A 20515-nucleotide genomic window follows, 5' to 3' on the forward strand; every position below is an offset into this window, starting at 1 on the left:
ACGAAATAAACCCTGACAGCAGAGATTTCGTCTGTATTAAGTATTCCTTTTTAGCCAATCTTTGATCAGATTAAACCGATAGCCCTGCTTATTTGTACGTGGCTGGACTAATTTTGGTTTCTTAGTCGGTTCAACTGGCGGATTAGCGACTTCGACGGCATTATGATCCTTGACTAATGTAGAAGTTTTCTGACTGTTGCTAGTTGCTTTCGGAGGCACTTCAATAGTATCTCCCGCAGCTGGTTTTGCTAATATAAACTCTTCAGTTTCCTTCTTAGAAAAGGTCAAATGGAGATTTTCTAAACTGTTCACTTCTGGATGCTCTGCTTGAACAACGGTTAGTAGTTCTGACTCTGTTAACGTGTTTGGATCGAAGTCGGCTGGAACAAAGAGTTCAATGGATTCAGCTTTTGCTGGTTCAACATCAAAAATTTGATCCAGTTCAGTCAGATCGTCGATTTCAGTTTCCTCGTCGTAAGTATCTTTTTCACCGGGACGATTGTTTTTGACGAGCTTGACAAATTTTCGTGTACCATCTGCTTTTTTGAAAATAGTTAGGGTGGTCAAGATCTTTAAGGTTCTCGCGGCTTGCGCTCTTGTTTTTGTTTCATCAGCATCTCGTAGCGTCAAGGTGTGCTTTTTACCATTCGCGTCTTCAAAGACTGAGACTAAACGGATGTCAAGATCAAGATTTTTTCGGGAACCAGTGTTAGGAGCATCCAAAATATTCTTATATATACGGGCTTTTTCAGCATACTGCTGGTATTCCCGTTGATTGAGAAAGACTCGCTTAACAACGTTCTTCCACTCTGTCTTGGAAAAATAATCTTCAAAAAGGAGACAATATCTTCGCATGGCATCACAGGGTTTAGCTGTCATAAATATTTGACGGATTAAGTCTTGGCAAATAAAAGCGAAGTCGCCGCAAACCAGCGCATTTCTTACATTGATCGCCACAGCATACTGTATGATGTCCGCAGCATTTTTTGAGTGATCGAAATAAGCAATTATTTTAGCCTCTAGAGTCTCCTTCTTCATTGAAAATAATTGACGCTGACTTAATGGGGTAGTCTGTACGATCTTTCTCATGTTTCTCTTCATCCTCTCTTCATTGTATACGGTTTCTTTTTCTTCTTGAAAGTATCATACCGCTAAATAAGAAAGAAAACGAACTCAATTTTTATTAAAAAAATAAAAAAATTTCCCACTTAAGCTACAAAAATTTTTTTCAATAGGAAGTCAACAGACAGAGTATTTGAAAATAACACTCAAGCGAAATTCTCTCTCAGGATATTCTTTTCAAAAAAAAGAGAAGCAAGGGACAAAGTGAAACAATCGTTTTCTCCTGAGTGTTTTCTTTTTTTAGCAAGAATTCATTCTTTTTTTTACAAAATCGAGTATAAAATATGAAATAGCAGTTTTATATGAAAATGATAACGACTTTTATTTGTAAACGATTAGAAACAAGCAGAGACAGTAAAAAAACAGTCTTTTTGTTTTTATTTAGAAATCGTCCCATAAATTGTGAGTAAAGTCGCGTAATAAAATAAGGACATAAAATTGCTGTATAAGCGTTTACATAAAAGTATGCCTTCTTTTAAATCATTTTTAAACGATCATTGTGAAATAGAACACGTTATATTTTGAATAGTTAAAAAAATAAAATAGTCTCATTTTCTCGCTCCAAAAACTAAATAATCGATAATTAAATAGAATCAATTAGAAAGATTCTAACTTTTATTATAATTCAAAGAATTGTCGAGGGTTAAAGTTGTAAACGTTATCAAAGGCGGCTAGACTAAGAGTGTAAATAAAGAAAGCGCAAACAATATCTTGAGTTGTTTAAATTTTAAAGGCAAAAAATAACAACTTCGATTGCGCAATAATCGTATGGAGGAGAATCGTTATGAGTTCAAAAGTTCTTGACCAATTTCTTGAAACGAACTTGGAAGATCTAAGAGAAAAAGGATTGTTCAATACAATCGATGTGTTGGAAGGAAGCAATGGACCAATCATTACTGTTAATGGAAAGAAAATGATCAACCTTGCCTCTAACAACTATCTAGGATTTGCTACTCGCCCCGAGTTGATCGAAGCAGATGTGGAAGCAACGAAACATTATGGTGCAGGTGCTGGAGCAGTTCGGACAATCAATGGAACTTTAGACATTCACCAAAAATTAGAAGAAAAAATTGCGGAATTCAAAGGAACCGAAGCAGCGATTGCTTTCCAATCTGGCTTTAACTGTAACATGGGCGCTATTTCAGCGGTTATGAAAAAAGGTGATGCCATTCTATCTGATGAATTGAATCATGCGTCAATTATTGATGGCTGTCGTTTGTCTGGCGCAAAAATTATTCGTGTGAACCACCAAGACATGGAAGATTTGGAAGCAAAAGCGAAAGCAGCGACTGAAAGTGGCGAATACAACAAAGTCATGTACATTACAGACGGCGTCTTTTCAATGGACGGCGATGTAGCGAAGATCCCTGAGATTGTTGAGATTTGTGAAAAATACAATGTCATTACTTATGTTGATGACGCTCATGGAACAGGTGTCATGGGTAAAGGTCACGGTACTGTAAAACATTTTGACATGCAGGACCATATTGATTTCCAAATGGGGACTTTATCGAAAGGAATCGGTGTTGTCGGCGGTTATGTCGCAGGTACGAAACAATTGATTACTTGGTTGAAATCACAAGCACGTCCATTCTTATTCTCTACTTCATTAACACCAGGAGCTGCAGGAGCATGTATCCAAGCCATTGATTTAATTGAGGAACATCCAGAATATGTGGACACACTTTGGGACAATGCCAATTATTTCAAATCAGAATTGGAACGTATCGGCTATGACATCGGAAAATCAGAAACGCCAATCACACCAGTCATCGTTGGAGATGAAAAACTAGCACAGGAATTCTCGAAGAAATTATTAGAAAACGGTGTTTATGTAAAACCAATCGTCTACCCAACTGTTCCATTGGGAACCGGCCGTGTTCGGAATATGCCAAACGCAGGTCATACAAAAGAAATGCTAGATGACGCAATCAAGGTATATGAAAAAGTAGGTAAAGAATTAGGCATCATCAAAGAAACCGTACAATAAAAAATATTAATACAAATAGAGAGAGGAAGTCACATCCATGAAAAAAGTATTAATCACAGGTGCATTAGGACAAATTGGTTCAGAATTAACTGAAAGATTACGTAACGATCTTGGGGTGAAAAATGTTATCTCAACAGATATCCGTACTGTTGAAGGCAGCCCAGTAGTAGAAAATGGTCAATTTGAAGAATTAGATGTAACAGACTACGACAGCTTTTTAGATGTTGCAAAACGTTATGAAGTGGATACGATCATTCATTTAGCCGCATTGCTTTCAGCAACCGCTGAAAAACGTCCAGCATTTGCTTGGAACTTAAATATGACAGGGTTAATGAATGCGTTAGAAGTGGCACGTGAAATTGGACCTGAAACTAAATTCTTCGCACCATCATCTATCGCGGCTTACGGTCCAGACTGTGAACCAGACAACACACCGCAAGATACAGTGATGCATCCTACCACCATGTATGGGGTGACAAAAGTAGCGGGTGAATTATTAGAAAATTACTATCACACAAAATATGGTGTGGACACTCGTTCCGTTCGTTTCCCAGGCTTGATCTCCTACAAAGTAGAACCTGGTGGCGGTACTACAGATTACGCAGTAGACATTTATTATGAAGCATTAAAAAACAAATCTTACACATCATTCATCGATAAAGGTACCTATATGGACATGATGTACATGGATGACGCGATCGAAGGAATCGTAAAATTAATGAATGCGGATTCAAGTCGCTTGGAACACCGCAACTCATTCAATATTACAGCGATGTCCTTTGAGCCAGAACAAATTGCCGCATCGATTCGCCGTCGTATTCCAGACTTCGAATTAAACTATGATGTAGATCCAGCCCGTCAAGGAATTGCGAACTCTTGGCCAAACTCAATCGACGACAGTTGTGCACGGAAAGAGTGGGACTTCAGTCCAAACTTTGATTTAGATAAAATGACTGACGAAATGTTAGAAAGATTATCAGCGAAATTTAAGGCAGAAGGCGTCGAAACAAAAGTGTCCTTTGATAAAGTCAATTCATAAAAGGATGAGTATTTCTTAATAGAAAATGAGGGGTGACTAAGAAAAAAGGAAATGTTTAAAATAACGTTTCCCTTTTTCTTTCTCCATGTTAAAATAATGTCCGAACAAATGGAGGAAGTTATTAAATACTTGGTATAGCGCAATTTTTTTGTTTTATTTCTTTTATGTGATAACTTCAATTATTTGATTTGAAGCTCAAGTTAAGAAGTGAACAAACAGTCGCTTCGACATAAGGAGGAAAAATAATGGCAGTCGACCAACAAGAAATCGTTGGTTCACAACAAGGTGAACTAAAACGAACAATGACATTTTTCCCGGCCCTTTCGACAGTAATGGGTACTGTAATTGGTGCAGGGGTATTCTTTAAAGCAGCCAGTGTTGCTGCAGTAACTGGGTCAACCAGCTTACACATGTTGTCCTGGTTCCTAGGTGGATTAATTAGTGTCTGTGCTGGACTGACAGGTGCGGAGTTAGCCGCAGCGATTCCCGAGACTGGTGGGATGTTGCGCTATATTGAACGCGCATACGGAGAATTTTGGAGCTTTTTACTTGGTTGGGCACAAGTAGTTATCTACTTCCCAGCAAACGTAGCCGCTTTAGCAATTATTTTTGCCACTCAGTTCAAGAACTTATTCGGTATGAGCGATGCAACGATCATTCCGATCGCGATCGTCGCAGCAGCGTCAATCATGTTGATCAACTTCCTAGGCTCAAAGGCCGGAGGAATGTTCCAATCGGTTACTTTAGTTTGTAAGCTAGTTCCTTTAGCATTGATCGTAATCTTCGGTTTGTTACGTCAAGGAGATGTATCTGTCAGCTTGTTCCCAGTTCAAGCGGGACCGGCTGTTGGTGGATTCGCTTCAGCATTAGGAGCAGGATTATTAGCAACAATGTTCGCTTATGATGGTTGGATTCACGTCGGAAATATCGCTGGTGAGTTGAAAAAACCTGCACGTGATCTGCCTCGTGCTATCGCAGGCGGAATCTTAGGAATCATGGTTGTCTACTTATTGGTTCAATTTGCTTTCCTACGCACCATTGATATGTCAGCTTTAGCAGGAAACGAAAATGCGGCGATGGATGTTGCTGGAAAAATCTTCGGCGGCATGGGTGGTAAGCTAGTAACCATCGGTATCTTGATTTCTGTATACGGAACAATCAACGGCTACACAATGACTGGTATGCGTCTTCCTTATACAATGGGACTTGAAAAACAATTGCCATTCTCTGATAAATTAGTGAAACTAAACAAAAACCATGTACCATACATTGCGGGTATCCTAGAATTAGTGATCGCTATCGGTATGATGATGGTCGGCGGTTTTGATATGTTGACTGACATGCTAGTCTTCGTTATCTGGATCTTCTACACGCTAGTATTTATCGCGGTAATCAAATTAAGAAAAACAGAACCAGATTTGGTTCGTCCATACAAAGTACCGTTGTATCCATTCATTCCAATCGTTGCAATTATTGGTGGTATCTTCATCCTAGTGATGACCTTAATCAACCAATTCTCATTAGCAATGATCGGTATTGCGATTACAGCATTAGGAATTCCTTTCTACATCTATTTGAAGAAAAAATACAAATAAAAAATAAATCAATTTGATAAAAGCACCTAAGACAGAATTCTCTATCTTAGGTGTTTTTTTGCGGCAATCAGCCCTTTTTCTTCTATAGAAACTGCCGCAGCCAATAAGTTGCCACAACGTTGTGGCAAAAGTCTAAGTTCTAAATGTAAACGCTACCGACTATGATGAGGATAGAAAAGGAAAGGAAGGTAAATGTATGACAGGATTTCCAAAAGATTTTTTGTGGGGAGGTGCAGTAGCCGCTCATCAGCTTGAGGGTGCCTGGCAAGAAGATGGTAAAGGCATAAGTGTTGCAGATGTAATGACGGTCGGCGGACCTGGGATTTCTCGAAGGATCACAGATGGGGTTCTTGAAGGAGAGTATTATCCCAACCATGAAGGGATCGATTTTTATCATCGCTATAAAGAAGACATCGCGTTGTTTGCTGAAATGGGCTTCAAATGCTTCCGCACCTCCATTGCGTGGACGAGGATTTTTCCAAAGGGCGACGAGGAAATACCAAACGAAGCAGGACTGAAATTTTACGATGATCTCTTTGATGAGTGTTTGAAATATGGGATCGAGCCTGTTGTGACACTTTCACATTTTGAGTTGCCGTATCATTTAGTAACCGAGTATGGTGGATTTGCCAATCGCAAGTTGATCGATTTCTTTGTGAAGTTCGCAGAGGTTTGTTTTAACCGCTATAAAGACAAAGTGAAGTACTGGATGACCTTTAATGAAATTAACAACCAAGCCAATTACAATGACCAATTTTTCCCATTTACGAACTCTGGAATTGCCTACAAAGAAGGTGACGATCGCGAACAAATTATGTACCAAGCCGCTCATTACGAGTTAGTGGCCAGTGCAAAGGCTGTTCAAATCGGTAAAGCAATCAATCCAGATTTTGAGATTGGCTGTATGATCGCCATGTGTCCGATCTATCCTGCGACCTGTAAGCCCGCAGACGTTCTGATGGCACAGAAAGCAATGGAAAAACGCTATTACTTCACGGATGTTCACGTGCACGGCACTTATCCAGGTTACATGATGACATACTTCGATAGAAAAGGTTATGATTTAGATATAACACCTGAAGATTTAGCAGAATTGAAAAAAGGAACCGTCGATTATATCGGCTTTAGTTACTACATGTCCTTTGCCATCACGCATAAAGAGGAGAATGTTTATTTCGATTACCATGAGCAGGAGGATTTTGTCAGAAACGAATATATCGGTATCTCAGACTGGGGATGGCAAATCGATCCAGAAGGATTGCGTTATTCATTAAACTGGTTCACAGACCACTACCATGTCCCATTATTTATTGTGGAAAATGGTTTTGGCGCCATCGATGAAAAAGAAGACGATGGCAGCGTTCATGACACTTATCGAATCGAATATTTCCGCAATCATATCAAAGAAATGAAGAAAGCGGTCGTGGAAGACGGTGTTGATTTAATGGGATACACGCCTTGGGGCTGTATTGATTTAATCTCCGCTGGAACTGGCGAAATGAAAAAACGTTATGGCTTCATTTATGTGGATCGGGACAACGAAGGCAATGGAACCTTGGAACGGAGCAAAAAAGAGTCATTTGATTGGTTCAAGCAAGTCATTGCGTCAAATGGTGAGAATTTAGCTTAAAGAAGCTCCCTAATGATAAGGGAGATAAAAATAAGAACGAATAGGGAGGAAAAAACGATGAAAAAAGCATTAATTATTTGTGCCGGAGGAATGTCTTCATCAGTAATCGCAAAAAAAACAACAGAGAACTTACAAGGAAAAGGAGAAGAAATCCAAGTAGATGCGACGTCTCAATCGCAAGGAGCAAGTACGATTGCGAAGGATGAATATGATTTATACCTTGTTAGTCCGCAAACGAAGATGTACTTTGACAGCTTAGAAAAGAGTGCGAAGAAAGTTAATAAGCCGATTGTCAACATCCCGCCGCAGGCTTATGTTCCAATTCCAATGGGGATTGATAAATTGTCTAAAGTGATTCTTGAAAATATTGAGTAAAGGTTGAGAGCTATGTTGAGCAAACGAGAAACACAAATCCTAAAACTGCTTTTTGATCATAGGCACACGTATTTGACGAGCCAAGAAATTGCTTCGGGAATTGATGTTTCCAATCGAACAGCCAGAAAGTATCTGCATCTGCTAGAGGATGCATTGAAAAAGGAAGCTGTTGCAACCATCGACGCGAAGCAAGGAAATGGCTATCAGTTGAAAATTGAAGATAGCAAAAAATTTGATGTATTTTATCTGAATGAAGTAAAGGAGCAGTCTACTTCAAAGGATATCACAACGATTCAGGAATCAAATGATCGACAATACTATATTTTAAACCGTCTTTTTTTTGAACAAAGTGCTGTTTACGTTGATGCAATCGCAGATGAGCTATTTGTTTCTCGCTCAACCATATCGAACGATCTAGTCGAAATTAAAAAACTGATCACACCGTATCAAATCGAGCTTCAAAGTAAAAGTAATAAAGGGATCTTCGTCGTAGGAAATGAACAGAATATCCGCCACTTTATTATGAATTACTTTTTTATGGATCGTTTGCATGACAATTTATTTGCCTTTTCCATGTACGCGAATTTATTAGAAGGAATCAGTGTCGAGGAAATTGTCATTATTGTTTTAGATGAATGTCGGGAATCCCAATTAAAGCTTTCAGATTTCATCGTTTACAATTTAGTCCTCCATATCGGCTTAGCGATCAAGCGGATTCAAAACGGTTTTTTGATGGATATCCAAGCGCCGATTGCTTTTGACGAGGATTCGATTGAATATCAAACCGCGTTGAAAATATTAGCAAGGATCGAACAGGCGATGGGGATCACGTTTTCTTCTGAAGAGGCGGATTTTATTGCTCTTCATTTAAAAAACAAAATTACCGCTAAAACGATTTTTCAAAAAGCGGATGCGACAGAGGATGAAATTCGATCCCAATTGTTGGAAACGTTGAAGGCGATTGATCAGGACACACCGTTTGACTTGGAACATGATACGATCTTGATTGATGGGCTGATGATCCACTTCATTCCATTGCTAACAAGGCTGCAGAACAACTCCAGTATTGAGAATCCCTTGCTGGAGGAAATCAAGTCGCAATATCCAGATTTGTATGAACTGACAGTCAATTACTTTTCCAAGATGCCTATATTTAGCTCCTATCGAATGACCGAAGGAGAGTGGGCTTATCTGGCCATCCACATAACAGCAGCGGTTGAACGCTACTTCAATGATCAAAAAACACATGTCTTAGTCATTTGTGCGACTGGCTTAGGCAGTTCTCAGATGATCAAAAATCGTTTAGAGCGAGAATTTGGTTCTAGAATTTTGATTGAAAAGGTCATCAGCTACTATGAGATCGCAGAGCAGGACCTCAGTCAGATTGATCTGATTATTTCATCCATTAATTTGGGAAATATTGTTTTAAACGCACCGATTGTTAATGTCAGTGTTTTTTTAGGGGAAGAAGACATTAAAAAGATCAATCATGAAATTAGCACTAAGGGCGGTCATTTCAATACCTGTGAGGAAAATAAGCAGGTCGAAATGGTGGAAGAAAAAGTTGAATTAATTAAGCGAAGTTTCCAATCAGAGCTGTTCTATTTTGCTGATAACAGGCTAACAAAAGAAACGGTACTAAAAGAATTGATTGGCAAAATTGAAGCAGTTGAACAAAATGACTTGCAGGAAAGCTTTTTAAACCAGTTAAAGCTTAGAGAATCTTACAGCTCTGTAGTATTTTCAGAATATATGGCTGTACCTCATCCAATCGAAGCACTGACCAATGAAGGTTATGTGGCGGTTGCTGTAGTGCCAGAGGGGATTGACTGGAGTGAAGAGTATCAAAAGATTCAATTGGTTTTCTTGCTGTCACCAGATAAGTTAGGAAAGTTCGAGATAGACAAGGTTAGTCAAATGTTGGTAGAAATCATGGAAGATGATAGCTTCAGAAAAGCCTTAGCTTTCAGTGATACTTTTGATAACTTTATCAAAGCGTTTATTGATCAATTCGAAAAAACATCATAAAAGGAGAAAACAATGGACTCAGAAAAATTACAAGAAGCAGCATTTGAAATTATTTTGAGTAGTGGGGATGCTCGAACTCTTGTACATGAAGGCTTCAAAAGTATGCGTGAAGGAAATTATGAAGAAGCTGAGGTACATTTGAACGAAGCGAATGATTCACTAGTCAAAGCACACAAAGCACAAACAGAACTCTTACAGCAATACGCCAGCGGAGAAAAAATTGAAATGGAAATCATCATGGTCCATGCACAAGATCACCTGATGACCACCATGACACTCCGAGAAGTGGCAATCGAGATGCTGTCTTTGTATCAAAAAGTCGCTCAATAAGGATGTCAGTTCTGCTTTTCGCAGTAAATAAACGTGCAATTCACAGACAACAAATTTCAACAAGTCAAAGTATGAACACTTTAGCAGAATGATATACGGCATGAGAATAAGACAGATTTTTTGAAAAAAATCAATACCTTAATACGAATAAGGATGTCAGTTCTGCTTTTCGCAATAAATAAACGTGCAATTCGCAGACAACAAATTTCAACAAGTCAAAGTATAAACACTTTCGCAGAATGATATACGGCGTGAAAATAAGACTGATTTTTTGTACAAAAAATCAATACCTTAATACGAACAAGGAGAGAACACACAATGGACAAGGAAAATGTTAGTCAGTTAAAAAAAGAAACAGCATTGAAAAATTTTAGATACAATCGCTTTCTTTTACTTAGATATTTATTGGCTGGATTTTTCTTTACCAATTTATATTGGTTGCTTTCTTTAGCCATGAGTAAAAGTTTGTGGGCCTTGCTGCCGCTGGGATTAATTGTACTTTCAGTCCCTGGTATTGCAGAACATTTACGTCTGTATGGCTATCCATCCGACGATGTTCGTAATCAATTAAAATGGCACCGCTTTTATCAACGAACGCAACTGGTGGTAAATGGCATTTTGTTACTATCTGTTTTAACTAACTTGGGATTTTCGCAAGTCTTCCCATTTTTTACCAATAATACAACGAGCAAAGGATTTGTCAGCTGTATATTGATTGTCGGAATCCTGTTGTCAGGAATTATTTTGAAAAGAATTAACAGCATTTATAGTCAAAAAGATAAACATGCTTCATACATTACAGAATTCAGCAAACTAAATAATAAATAAAGGGTGATTAAAAAATGGACGGATCAAATAATAAAGTATTTGCTTTTTTAGAGAAAAACCTGATGGGCCCGATGGGGAAAATCGCTTCACTTAAAGTAGTACGTGCCATCATGGGCGCCGGGATGGGCGCAATTCCCTTTACGATTGTCGGTTCAATGTTCTTGGTGTTCAATATTTTGCCAATGACTTTCCCATTTCTAGAAGATATCTTCAATGCGACATTTTTCAAGTTCAGTGATCTTTATATGCTAGCCAACAGTACAACGATGGGGATTTTGGCCTTATACTTCTGTGTTGGTTTAGGGTATGAATACACCAAAATCATCGCGGAAGAAGATGATTTGAATATGGCGCCAATCACGGGTGCATTGCTATCAATGTTTGCCTTTTTCCTTTCTATTCCTCAATTAGTGTTAGATAACGGCACAGTGGTTCGTTTGACTGATGCAAAAGAAAATATTATTAACGGTTGGGCAATTGGCGGCGACGGTGTCACACGTTTAGGAACAGTAGGTATCTTTACTGGGATTATCATGGCCGTTATTGCCGTGCAGCTTTATCGTTTGTGTGTATCGAAAAATTGGGTCATCCGCATGCCTGAGCAAGTTCCAGAAGGGGTGTCTAGAGCCTTTACAGCATTGATTCCAGCATTTGTTGTTGCTTTTGTTATTCTAATCATTACAGGTGTACTGGTCTTCTTTAATACAGATATTTTCCAATTGATCGCGATTCCATTCGGCTTCGTTACGAACCTGACTAGCAGCTGGATTGGTGTTATGGTCATCTACTTCTTGATCCATGCATTGTGGATCGTAGGGATTCATGGTGCTAACATCATTTCTTCCTTGATTGCACCGATTACTTTAGGAAACTTGGCGTTGAACGCTGATGGTGCGCATATCCCATTAGCAGGGGAATTCCAAAATGCCTTTGTAACGATTGGTGGATCTGGTGCGACATTAGGTCTATGTATCTTCTTAGTTTACATGGCAAAATCAGAACAATTAAAAGTGTTAGGAAAAGCAGCGATCGTTCCATGCTTGTTCAATATCAATGAACCATTAATCTTTGGTATCCCATTGATCTATAATCCATTTATGGCGATTCCATTTTTCTTAGCTCCGATGGTTTCAGCGTCAATTGCTTATTTTGCAATTCAATTAGAATTGATTCGTCCAGTAATCGCCAACATGCCTTGGCCTTCACCCGTGGGTGTTGGTGCCTTCATCAGTACCGGGGGTGACTGGAAAGCAGCGATTGTCGCAATTATCTGTGCGGTTTCAGCGTTTGTCATTTACTTGCCGTTTGCTCGTGCCTACGACAAGAAATTGGTGGATGAAGAATCAACAGTTAGCGAAGAAGCAGCTGGAGAAAGTATTTCAGCATAATGAAAGTAAAATAGCCACTGGCAAGTTGCCGGCGGCTATTTTTTATGCTTCTTCTTTTGTTGTTTCGTAATATTCTAAAAATAGTTCATGCAGGGTAGGATGTGTTTTTCTTAATTGGACTAAACGGTTGGTTTCGTAGGACATGAAGCAATGTTGACTTGTTCCAGTTGTGACCAGCTTGTCTCCATTGTAAACACGATACTCAAAATCTAAGCGTGTACCGGTATATTTCGTTACGATCGGTTTTATCAGAACCTCATCGCCAAAACGGACCATTTCCTTATACTCACAGCTGACGCCTAGTACAGGGATCATGATACCGTCCGCTTCAATTTTTTCAAAAGGATAGTCCATAAAGGTCAACGCATCTACACGGGCTTCTTCAAACCAGCGAATGTAATTGGAATGATGGATGATGCCCATCTTATCTGTTTCATAGTAAAAGGGCTTGCGAGCATAGCCAGGATATTTTTCCATAATTAGTTCCTTTCGGTTGCGAATTTTTTCATGTAGCGAGGCAGCGCTTCGCTGATTAAAGTAGGTAAAACTACGTAGTTATCTTTTGCTAAGGTGTCGCCAATCAAACTGTGGAGATAAACGGCTGCGGCAATCGTATCCGTATTTTTTTCAAATTGAGCCAAGAAACCAGTAATCATTCCGGCTAGGGTGTCACCTGTTCCGCCAGTTGCCATTCCTGGATTGCCAAGGGGATTTTGATAATAGGCGATTGCTTCATCATAGATGGTTGTTCGGTGACTTTTCAAGACGATTTTAGCTCCTAACAGGGCTTGTTTCGCACGATTGTTTTCATCCGTTTGATCAACAAATTTGAGGCCGCTAAGGCGTTCCCATTCCGCTAAGTGAGGAGTGAACACCGTTTGATCAGGGATTTTCAGCGATAGGCTATAGTCACTAAATAGTGTGATGGCGGAACCATCGATCACCAGCCATTGCTGCTCCTGTTGATTTTTCAAAACCCACTTTAGTAGTGTCAAGGCTTCCTTTTCAAGACCTAAACCAGGCCCTATTAATATGACGTCTGCTTTTTTCAGTATTTGGTAAATTGTTTTCAGCTCAGAAAAGTCCAGTACCATCGCTTCAGGTAACCGAGTATGAAGCGGGGCGTGATTCTTTTCAGCAGTGATAACCGTGGTCAGTCCGGCACCGCTTTTGATACAGGCTTCGGCACTCATAATGATTGCTCCGCCGTATTGTTGATTTCCGCCAATTAAAGCGACTCGCCCAAAGGTTCCTTTATGAGAAATCTCTGGTCGTTTCGTAATTACTTTATGCAAAATCTCTTCGTTAAGTTGGACCATTTAAGCACCTGCTTTCATTAACTATATATAGTAGTCATTTTTAATGGAAATAGCTAAGAGAAAATTCACTATGGGTATCATTATAAGGGAAAAAGGAGAGTCTGTCCCCGCATTTCTTAAAGAGTTTTCATTTTTATTCTATGGAATAGAATGCTATCATTATAGTGGTTTTAATTAAAGGAGGAATCTTTCAATGACAATCGATTTTAAGAAAGAAGTCGAAGCACGCAAAGACGATCTATTAGCGGATCTATTCACTTTATTACGTATTAAAAGTGAACGTGAAGACGACAAAGCAACCAAAGAAGCACCATTCGGACCAGGACCAGTGGAAGCATTAGAAAAAATGCTTGAAATCGCAGAACGCGATGGCTTCACAACAAAAAATGTCGACAACTATGCCGGTCATTTTGATTACGGTGACGGCGATGAAACCTTAGGGATTTTCGGTCACTTAGACGTGGTACCTGCTGGCGACGGTTGGGATTCAGATCCTTACGAACCAGAAATTCGCGAGGGTAAATTATATGCTCGTGGTTCAAGTGATGACAAAGGCCCCTCAGTTGCGGCTTACTACGCGGTAAAAATTATCAAAGAGTTAGGCTTGCCAATCTCTAAAAAGATCCGTTTTGTCTTCGGTACGGACGAAGAAAGCGGCTGGGGAGATATGGACTACTACTTCGAACACGAAGAAAAACCTGACTTTGGTTTCTCACCAGATGCTTATTTCCCAATCATCAATGGTGAAAAAGGAAATGTCACAATGATTCCACATTTTGACGGAACAAACGGAACTTCTTATGTTTTAGTAAGCTTCGAAGCGGGTCTTCGTGAAAACATGGTTCCCGGCAATGCGGTGGCTGAAGTGAAAGTTGCAGATGCAGACGCTGCTGAAAAATTAGCGAAAGATTTTGCTGATTATGTAGAAAACAACCCAGTCAGCGGAAAAGCAGAAGTATCTGGTTCAACGGTTACTTTACACTTAGACGGAAAAGCAGCTCACGGTGCTAGTCCTCAATTAGGAACAAATGCTGGGACCTTCTTAGCAGTCTTCTTGAATAACTATGAATTCGATAAAGGTGCGAAAGCCTTCATCGAAAACAGCGCAAACGCTATTCATGAAGATGTCTATGGAAAGAAACTAGGCGTTGATTTCAACAATGAAAAAATGGGCGAATTGACTATGAACGCTGGAATCTTCAGCTTCAAAGATGGTCAAGACAATGACAACCATATTACCTTGAATTTCCGTTATCCTAAAGGAACGACAGCGGAAGAAATCAAAGCAAAATTAGAAGAACTATTCGGTTCAGACGTTAAAGTGACACAAGGGGCGCACCATATGCTTCCTCACTACGTACCAGCGGATGATCCATTGGTAGCTACTTTGCTAGATACCTTCGAAGAACATACAGGAATCAAGGGAGAAGAAAAAGTGATCGGCGGCGGTACATTCGGTCGTTTACTAGAACGCGGTGTTGCCTACGGCGCTCAATTCCCTGGCTTTGAAGATACGATGCACCAAGCAAATGAATACATGTCTGTTGAAGATATCTTAAACTCTGCAGTCATTTATGCAGACGCAATCTATCGTTTAGTAAAATAACCCTAGAAGTGAATGGACCTCGCATTTTTGAATGTGAGGTCTTTTTTGTGGACTCAACTCTGATAAATTGGCGTAAAAATGAAACCTGTTGTATGATTTTTTGAGAATATTTTATTAGAAAGAAGGCTGAACATGAATAAAAGATCGATTATTTTAAGTACAGATCCAGGAATTGACGACGCAGTAGCGATTGCGTTGGCACTCTTCAGTGAAGAGCTGGATGTAAAGCTTATTTGTCCAATTTTTGGCAACGTTAGCTTAGAGAATACCAAAGCCAATACAGAAAAGCTGCTGACTCTCTACAAAAAGACACCGCGCGTTGTTTTAGGCAGCTCGCATCCACTAGTAAGAGAAGCGATCAATGCCAGTGAGATTCATGGAGAATCTGGAATGGACGGATATGTATTTCCTGAGGCGAAAATTTTTGCAGAGGAGACTCTGACAGCTGTTGCGGCCATGCATGAGGTGGTGAATAAGGAAGAAAAAACAACCTTAGTGGGGATAGGTCCCTTAACGGATATTGCCTTATTCCTTCACCTTTATCCGCAGGATTTATCAAAGATTGAGCAAATCGTTGTGATGGGCGGCAGCTTAGGACGGGGAAATTATGGCGTGCTGTCTGAGTTTAACTTCGCCGCTGATCCTGAAGCGGCAAAAATCGTCTTCAACAGCGGCGTTCCAATTCAAGTAGCACCCCTAGAAGTTGGAGACCAAGCGAAGATTATGCCGAAGGTTGCGGATCAGATAAGACATTTTGGCGAAATTGGCGAAATGATTTATCAGCTATTTTCCAAATACCGCAGCGGCAGTTTTGATGCGGGGCTAAACATGTATGATGCTTTGGCAATCGCTTTGCTCGTAAAGCCGGAAATCTTTGAGTTGGTAACAACAAGGGTGGAGATCGAAACCTCCCCGAGTTTAACTTATGGGGCCTCACTCGTTGATTTACAAAACTACTTAAATTTACCGGCGAATGCAGAAGTGGCTGTTAAAGTTGATCCAAAGGGATTTGAACAATGGTTTATTGAAGCCTTCGCGAAAACAGCGAGGTAAAAATCGCTTTAATCTCTTTTCTTTCGAGCAAAATATTATCGCTTTTTGAAACTATCGCGTAGTGTAGTAGATAGAAAGTGAGGAGATACGATGAGCGAACCAAACTTAATCGATCCAAGAAACCTATTTCATGGGAGTAAATTTAAGAAGCAAGATCAAGACACTCCTGCACTGCAAGACGATATGATGCCTAAACCAGATTGTGGGGAAGACAGTTATGTCGGAAACAAGAAATTAGAAAATCGCAGAGTACTGATTACTGGGGGAGACTCCGGTATTGGCCGTGCAGCGGCTATTGCATTTGCAAGAGAAGGTGCGGATGTTGCGATTCATTATTTCCCAGGCGAAGATAGAGATGCGAAGGAAGTCGCGGAGTATGTTGAAAAAGCTGGGAGAAAAGCATTGCTTTTACCGTACGATTTACGAGAAGACCATGCACCAAAAGAAATGGTTGCTAAGACAGTCGAAGCCTTTGGCGGATTGGACACATTGGTCTTAAATGCGGCGCAGCAAATTTCACGTGAGTCTATTGAAGAATTACCTGTGAAGCAGGTTGAAGATACCTTCAAGGTAAATATTGTTTCTATGTTTGCGATTGTGCAGGAAGCGTTGCCTCATTTACCGGCAGGCAGCAGTATTGTAACGACAACCTCTGTTCAAGCGTTCAATCCAAGCGATCATTTGATGGATTATGCGTCAACAAAAGCGGCAATTGCGAACTTCACTGTTAGCTTAGCCAGTCAATTAGCAAAAAAAGGAATCCGTGTGAACGGTGTAGCGCCAGGTCCAATCTGGACACCATTGCAATTGGATCATGGACAGCCAAAAGAGGCGTTGCCTGAATTTGGTCAAGATTCATTGCTAGAGCGAGCAGGACAGCCAGCAGAATTAGCACCAGTATATGTCTTTTTAGCATCAAACGATGCAAGCTACGTGACATCACAAATCTATGGTGTAACTGGCGGCGAGCCGATCAACTTATAAAAAATAGCGTATGCCGATGATTTTGGCATACGCTATTTTTATTCACTAATGATACGATCAATGCTTAAAACAGCGCCAGTTTTAGCATCTGCTTTAAATTCATACGCAACCAATTGATTGTCTTCGGTGCGGGTAATTCCACCCGAAAGAACATCCATTGTGATGGCGAATTTCTGCATATGCTCGGTATCAAAAGAAATCCAGGAGCCTTCGATCGGCCCTTCCTTTAAAAAGGCAGCTTTGATTTGATCTAAGACTTTATCTGGGGACATTTTTTGTTTTTTTCTGTAATAATGGTTCGCCGCAATCCCGGCAGCTAATCCGATTGATGAGCCGATAGCGAGACCTTGGGCGAACTTTTTCGTTTTCTCCATAATATAGATTCCTCCTCAATTACTAGTGATCGGTTCTTACTCCTATGTGTCAGCCATAATAGAATGGATGATGACACACCCCATTCTGTGTCCCTCTTATTTTACCATTCTTACAAACAAATTTGAAAAAGATACGTCATTATTCTTTTATTAATAGAGAATTCTGAGGCAGCTTAAGAAGGACACAGCAAAAAGAACCAGTGAGCCTTCTAATCACTGATTCCTTTTGTGAAATGGATACACTAAATCGAGCTTCCGGCATAGAAGCCGTCGCGGATAGCATCTCCTATTTTCCCTATTTTATTACTGTCTCCTAAAACACGTGTTTTTGTGTGATACTTTTCTTTGATGCTGTTGACGGTAGACAAATTAGGCTTCATTCCAAAAGCATTGATCACTGTATCAGCCGCTATTTTTTCAGTTGTTCCATCTGCTTTTTCAATCAATACACCACTGCTATCGATTTTGGTCACTTTTGCTTGTGTGATCATGTTGACATTGTTTGCAGCTAAAGCATTCATCAAAGAAATCCGATTGATAAACATGGCATCTTCGGCACAATTTTCTTTCATTTCTATGATCGTTACTTGTTTGCCCATCTCTGAAGCAATCTCTAAAGCACCGTCACAGCCTGTCGAGCCACCGCCGCAGACGACAATCTTATCTCCCGAGATCAATGACTCATCCTGATGACATTCAACCATCGTCGCGACATTTTCTGAGTCGATCCCTGGAATTGGAGGAACAAGAGGCTGTGCCCCACACCCAACAAAGATCTGATCGCAATCCTTTAGAATCGGATCATCTGGACTAACGAAAGTATTTAAGCGAACATCGATCCCTAGTTTTTCCATTTGTGTTTCGTACCATTGACTTAATAGCTGGATGTTCACTTTAAATTTTGCGGTTGCAACATCACGCATCATCCCGCCTAATCTTGGACTGGCTTCATATAGAGTCACATCATGCCCCCGAAGCTTAGCGACTCTAGCAGCTTCCATACCAGCAGCCCCACCACCGATAACCACAATTTTTTTAGCCTGTTCTGCTGTTTCCAATTTAAATCGGCGTTCTTCCATCGCCTGAATATTCACTGAGCAGCCTAGCTTCGTGTGGTTGTTCCAAATTCTTCCGATACAATTTTCATTACAGCGTAGACAAGGTCGAATGTCTTCTCGATTTCCCGCTAATAGTTTATTTGGTAAGTCAGGATCAGCGATCAATCCCCGACCGATCATGGCAAAATCGGCGGTTCCTGACTGAATCAATTCAACAGCGGATTCAGGATTGTGGGTCCCCGCGTTCAACAAAGGAACAGAAACGGCCTTGCGCGCAGCGTCAGTAACATAAGACATACAAGACTCACCTAAATAAGAAGGTGGGAAGATGTAGTCTAAGGTTTCATAGCAACCCGCGTCAATATCAAAAGCATCGACGCCTTCTTCTTCTAACAGTTTAATCAGAGGAATCAAATCCTCTAACGTTCGACCGCCTTCAAAACGATGATCCAACGAAATTCTAAAGAGAATCGGCAGTTCATTTCCGACCGCCTTCCGAATGGCTTGAATGATCTCTCTAGGGAAGCGAGCAAAATTTTCTGGCGATCCGCCATATTCATCCGTCCGCTTATTCCAGACAGGGGACATGAATTGATCCACCAAATAGCCTGCGTGGGCATGAATCTCAATTCCGTCAAATCCTGCGTCTTTTGCTAAACCGGCTGCAAAGGTAAAGCCATCCATGACCGCTTGAATGTCCTCCTTCGTCATTTCACGACAGGGAACATTTGGATCGAAGGTAGAAGGAATCGGAGAGGCAGACATAGGCGGTCGACCTAAGGTATCTGGAAAGGCATTACGTCCGGTTCCACAAGTGATCTGACAAATTACCTTCGTCCCATAACGATGGACAGAGTCACATAAAGAAGTTAGTGCTGGAAGTACAGTAAAAGAATCCAAGGTTCCTTCCATTGAGCCCTGAGCGATTTCTTCATTTAACGGCTGACAGCCAAGAATAATCATTCCCGCCCCACCTTTTGCTCGTTCAACGAAGTAATCGATTTCTTGTTCATCTTTTCTTCCGCTGGCAAAGGCTGAGTTCGTTCCCATCGGTGACATCACGATTCGATTTTTGACTTCCATCGTCCCGATTTTAAAGGGTGTGAAAAGAGCATCATAGTTCATGTTTATTCCTCCTTCTCAGTATCAAAGGGCATCGCATAATAACGGTATACATCGTATTGGATGACGATTGGATCGTTGGTAAAGTCAACTCTTCCAATACCGAAGCAGGCGATTCGGTTACACCAATCATATCTAGGATCGTCAGTGTCTAAGACAGGCATCGGTTGTGTCCCCATAACAGGCGGGAATTTTCCATTTGCATAATCTGCGGCTGCTTCTTCTGAACCTAAATCAATTCGCCCCTTATAAAACATATTGATGTCTGCACCATCATCAGTACGGATCATGGTACGACAATCGACATCTACAATTCCGTTGGGGTGGACGGTTGACCAATCCGCTCCAACTGGTAAAATTTCACCACTGATTTTCGGTCCCCAAACTTTTCCTCCAGTGATGACACCAGTTACCCGAGTTGATCCGATGGGCAGTTTTTGAATATACATCTTGGCATCCACATCGATTGAATAGGTAAAGATGTGTTCAATCTCAAATTTGTTCAACTCAAACTCTGTCATTTTCCATTCCTCCAAATCTAATTTTTTTCTTGTAAAAAGCGTAACATGTTCAAAGGTTTGTGCCATTGGTAAAATGACTGATTTTATTCATGCGTATCGTCAAATATACCAATAGATGCTAAAATTGGTTTATAGATAGCGGGTTGAAGGGAG

18 protein-coding genes are annotated in these 20515 nt (G+C 40.4%); 12 read left to right on the plus strand and 6 right to left on the minus strand.

Annotated features, from left to right (window positions below; genetic code table 11):
• Positions 1-36: 36 nt before the first annotated feature.
• On the minus strand, positions 37-1089 hold the full coding sequence (locus J9537_RS01995; RefSeq protein ID WP_218256529.1) for a hypothetical protein: 1053 nt from the start codon (positions 1087-1089) through the stop codon (positions 37-39).
• Positions 1090-1906: 817 nt separating this feature from the next.
• Between J9537_RS01995 and J9537_RS02000 the strand changes: the two genes are divergently transcribed.
• The 9 genes from J9537_RS02000 to celB all read left to right on the plus strand — a co-directional run bounded on the left by J9537_RS02000 (position 1907) and on the right by celB (position 12325).
• Positions 1907-3112, plus strand: a complete 1206-nt coding sequence (locus J9537_RS02000) for a glycine C-acetyltransferase (RefSeq protein ID WP_218256530.1) — start codon at positions 1907-1909, stop codon at positions 3110-3112.
• A 37-nt stretch (positions 3113-3149) separates the two neighbouring features.
• A complete protein-coding gene (locus J9537_RS02005; protein ID WP_218256531.1) occupies positions 3150-4151 on the plus strand; it encodes an NAD-dependent epimerase/dehydratase family protein in 1002 nt (333 codons plus the stop codon).
• 245 nt (positions 4152-4396) lie between these two features.
• The gene (locus tag J9537_RS02010; RefSeq protein ID WP_218256532.1) at positions 4397-5746 is read left to right on the plus strand and encodes an APC family permease; all 1350 of its coding nucleotides are present in this window, start codon (positions 4397-4399) and stop codon (positions 5744-5746) included.
• A gap of 196 nt (positions 5747-5942) precedes the next feature.
• Positions 5943-7376, plus strand: coding sequence for a 6-phospho-beta-glucosidase (locus J9537_RS02015; RefSeq protein ID WP_218256533.1), 1434 nt, complete (start codon positions 5943-5945; stop codon positions 7374-7376).
• 57 nt (positions 7377-7433) lie between these two features.
• Positions 7434-7751 (plus strand): PTS cellobiose transporter subunit IIB, encoded by a 318-nt coding sequence (locus J9537_RS02020; RefSeq protein WP_010747039.1) that lies wholly within the window; start codon positions 7434-7436, stop codon positions 7749-7751.
• Between the two features lie 12 nt (positions 7752-7763).
• The gene (locus J9537_RS02025; protein ID WP_218256534.1) at positions 7764-9779 is read left to right on the plus strand and encodes a BglG family transcription antiterminator; all 2016 of its coding nucleotides are present in this window, start codon (positions 7764-7766) and stop codon (positions 9777-9779) included.
• A 12-nt stretch (positions 9780-9791) separates the two neighbouring features.
• Complete coding sequence (locus tag J9537_RS02030) at positions 9792-10109, plus strand: PTS cellobiose transporter subunit IIA (protein WP_010747037.1); 318 nt, start codon at positions 9792-9794, stop codon at positions 10107-10109.
• Between the two features lie 318 nt (positions 10110-10427).
• Positions 10428-10937, plus strand: a complete 510-nt coding sequence (locus J9537_RS02035) for a hypothetical protein (RefSeq protein WP_218256535.1) — start codon at positions 10428-10430, stop codon at positions 10935-10937.
• Between the two features lie 14 nt (positions 10938-10951).
• On the plus strand, positions 10952-12325 hold the full coding sequence (gene celB, locus J9537_RS02040; protein WP_010747035.1) for a PTS cellobiose transporter subunit IIC: 1374 nt from the start codon (positions 10952-10954) through the stop codon (positions 12323-12325).
• 42 nt (positions 12326-12367) lie between these two features.
• Here celB and J9537_RS02045 read toward each other — a convergent pair whose 3' ends face one another.
• Both J9537_RS02045 and J9537_RS02050 read right to left on the minus strand, forming a co-directional pair.
• The gene (locus J9537_RS02045) at positions 12368-12802 is read right to left on the minus strand and encodes an acyl-CoA thioesterase (RefSeq protein WP_218256536.1); all 435 of its coding nucleotides are present in this window, start codon (positions 12800-12802) and stop codon (positions 12368-12370) included.
• A gap of 2 nt (positions 12803-12804) precedes the next feature.
• Positions 12805-13644, minus strand: coding sequence for an NAD(P)H-hydrate dehydratase (locus J9537_RS02050; protein WP_218256537.1), 840 nt, complete (start codon positions 13642-13644; stop codon positions 12805-12807).
• Positions 13645-13837: 193 nt separating this feature from the next.
• Here J9537_RS02050 and pepV point away from each other — a divergent pair, with 193 nt between their 5' ends.
• From pepV to J9537_RS02065, 3 genes are all read left to right on the plus strand, one after another.
• Complete coding sequence (gene pepV / locus J9537_RS02055; RefSeq protein ID WP_218256538.1) at positions 13838-15250, plus strand: dipeptidase PepV; 1413 nt, start codon at positions 13838-13840, stop codon at positions 15248-15250.
• Positions 15251-15382: 132 nt separating this feature from the next.
• Positions 15383-16303, plus strand: coding sequence for a nucleoside hydrolase (locus tag J9537_RS02060; RefSeq protein ID WP_218256539.1), 921 nt, complete (start codon positions 15383-15385; stop codon positions 16301-16303).
• A 90-nt stretch (positions 16304-16393) separates the two neighbouring features.
• Positions 16394-17287, plus strand: coding sequence for an SDR family oxidoreductase (locus J9537_RS02065; protein WP_218256540.1), 894 nt, complete (start codon positions 16394-16396; stop codon positions 17285-17287).
• A 38-nt stretch (positions 17288-17325) separates the two neighbouring features.
• Here J9537_RS02065 and J9537_RS02070 read toward each other — a convergent pair whose 3' ends face one another.
• The 3 genes from J9537_RS02070 to J9537_RS02080 form a co-directional block, all read right to left on the minus strand.
• Positions 17326-17661 carry a hypothetical protein gene (locus J9537_RS02070; RefSeq protein WP_218256541.1) on the minus strand — a complete coding sequence of 112 codons (336 nt, stop codon included), beginning with the start codon at positions 17659-17661 and terminating at the stop codon, positions 17326-17328.
• Positions 17662-17903: 242 nt separating this feature from the next.
• Complete coding sequence (locus tag J9537_RS02075; RefSeq protein WP_218256542.1) at positions 17904-19844, minus strand: oxidoreductase; 1941 nt, start codon at positions 19842-19844, stop codon at positions 17904-17906.
• Between the two features lie 2 nt (positions 19845-19846).
• On the minus strand, positions 19847-20362 hold the full coding sequence (locus J9537_RS02080; RefSeq protein ID WP_218256543.1) for a DUF3237 domain-containing protein: 516 nt from the start codon (positions 20360-20362) through the stop codon (positions 19847-19849).
• Between the last annotated feature and the right edge of the window lie 153 nt (positions 20363-20515).

Origin of the sequence: Enterococcus raffinosus (assembly GCF_019175485.1) — a bacterium.
In the GTDB taxonomy this organism is placed as follows: domain Bacteria; phylum Bacillota; class Bacilli; order Lactobacillales; family Enterococcaceae; genus Enterococcus_A; species Enterococcus_A raffinosus.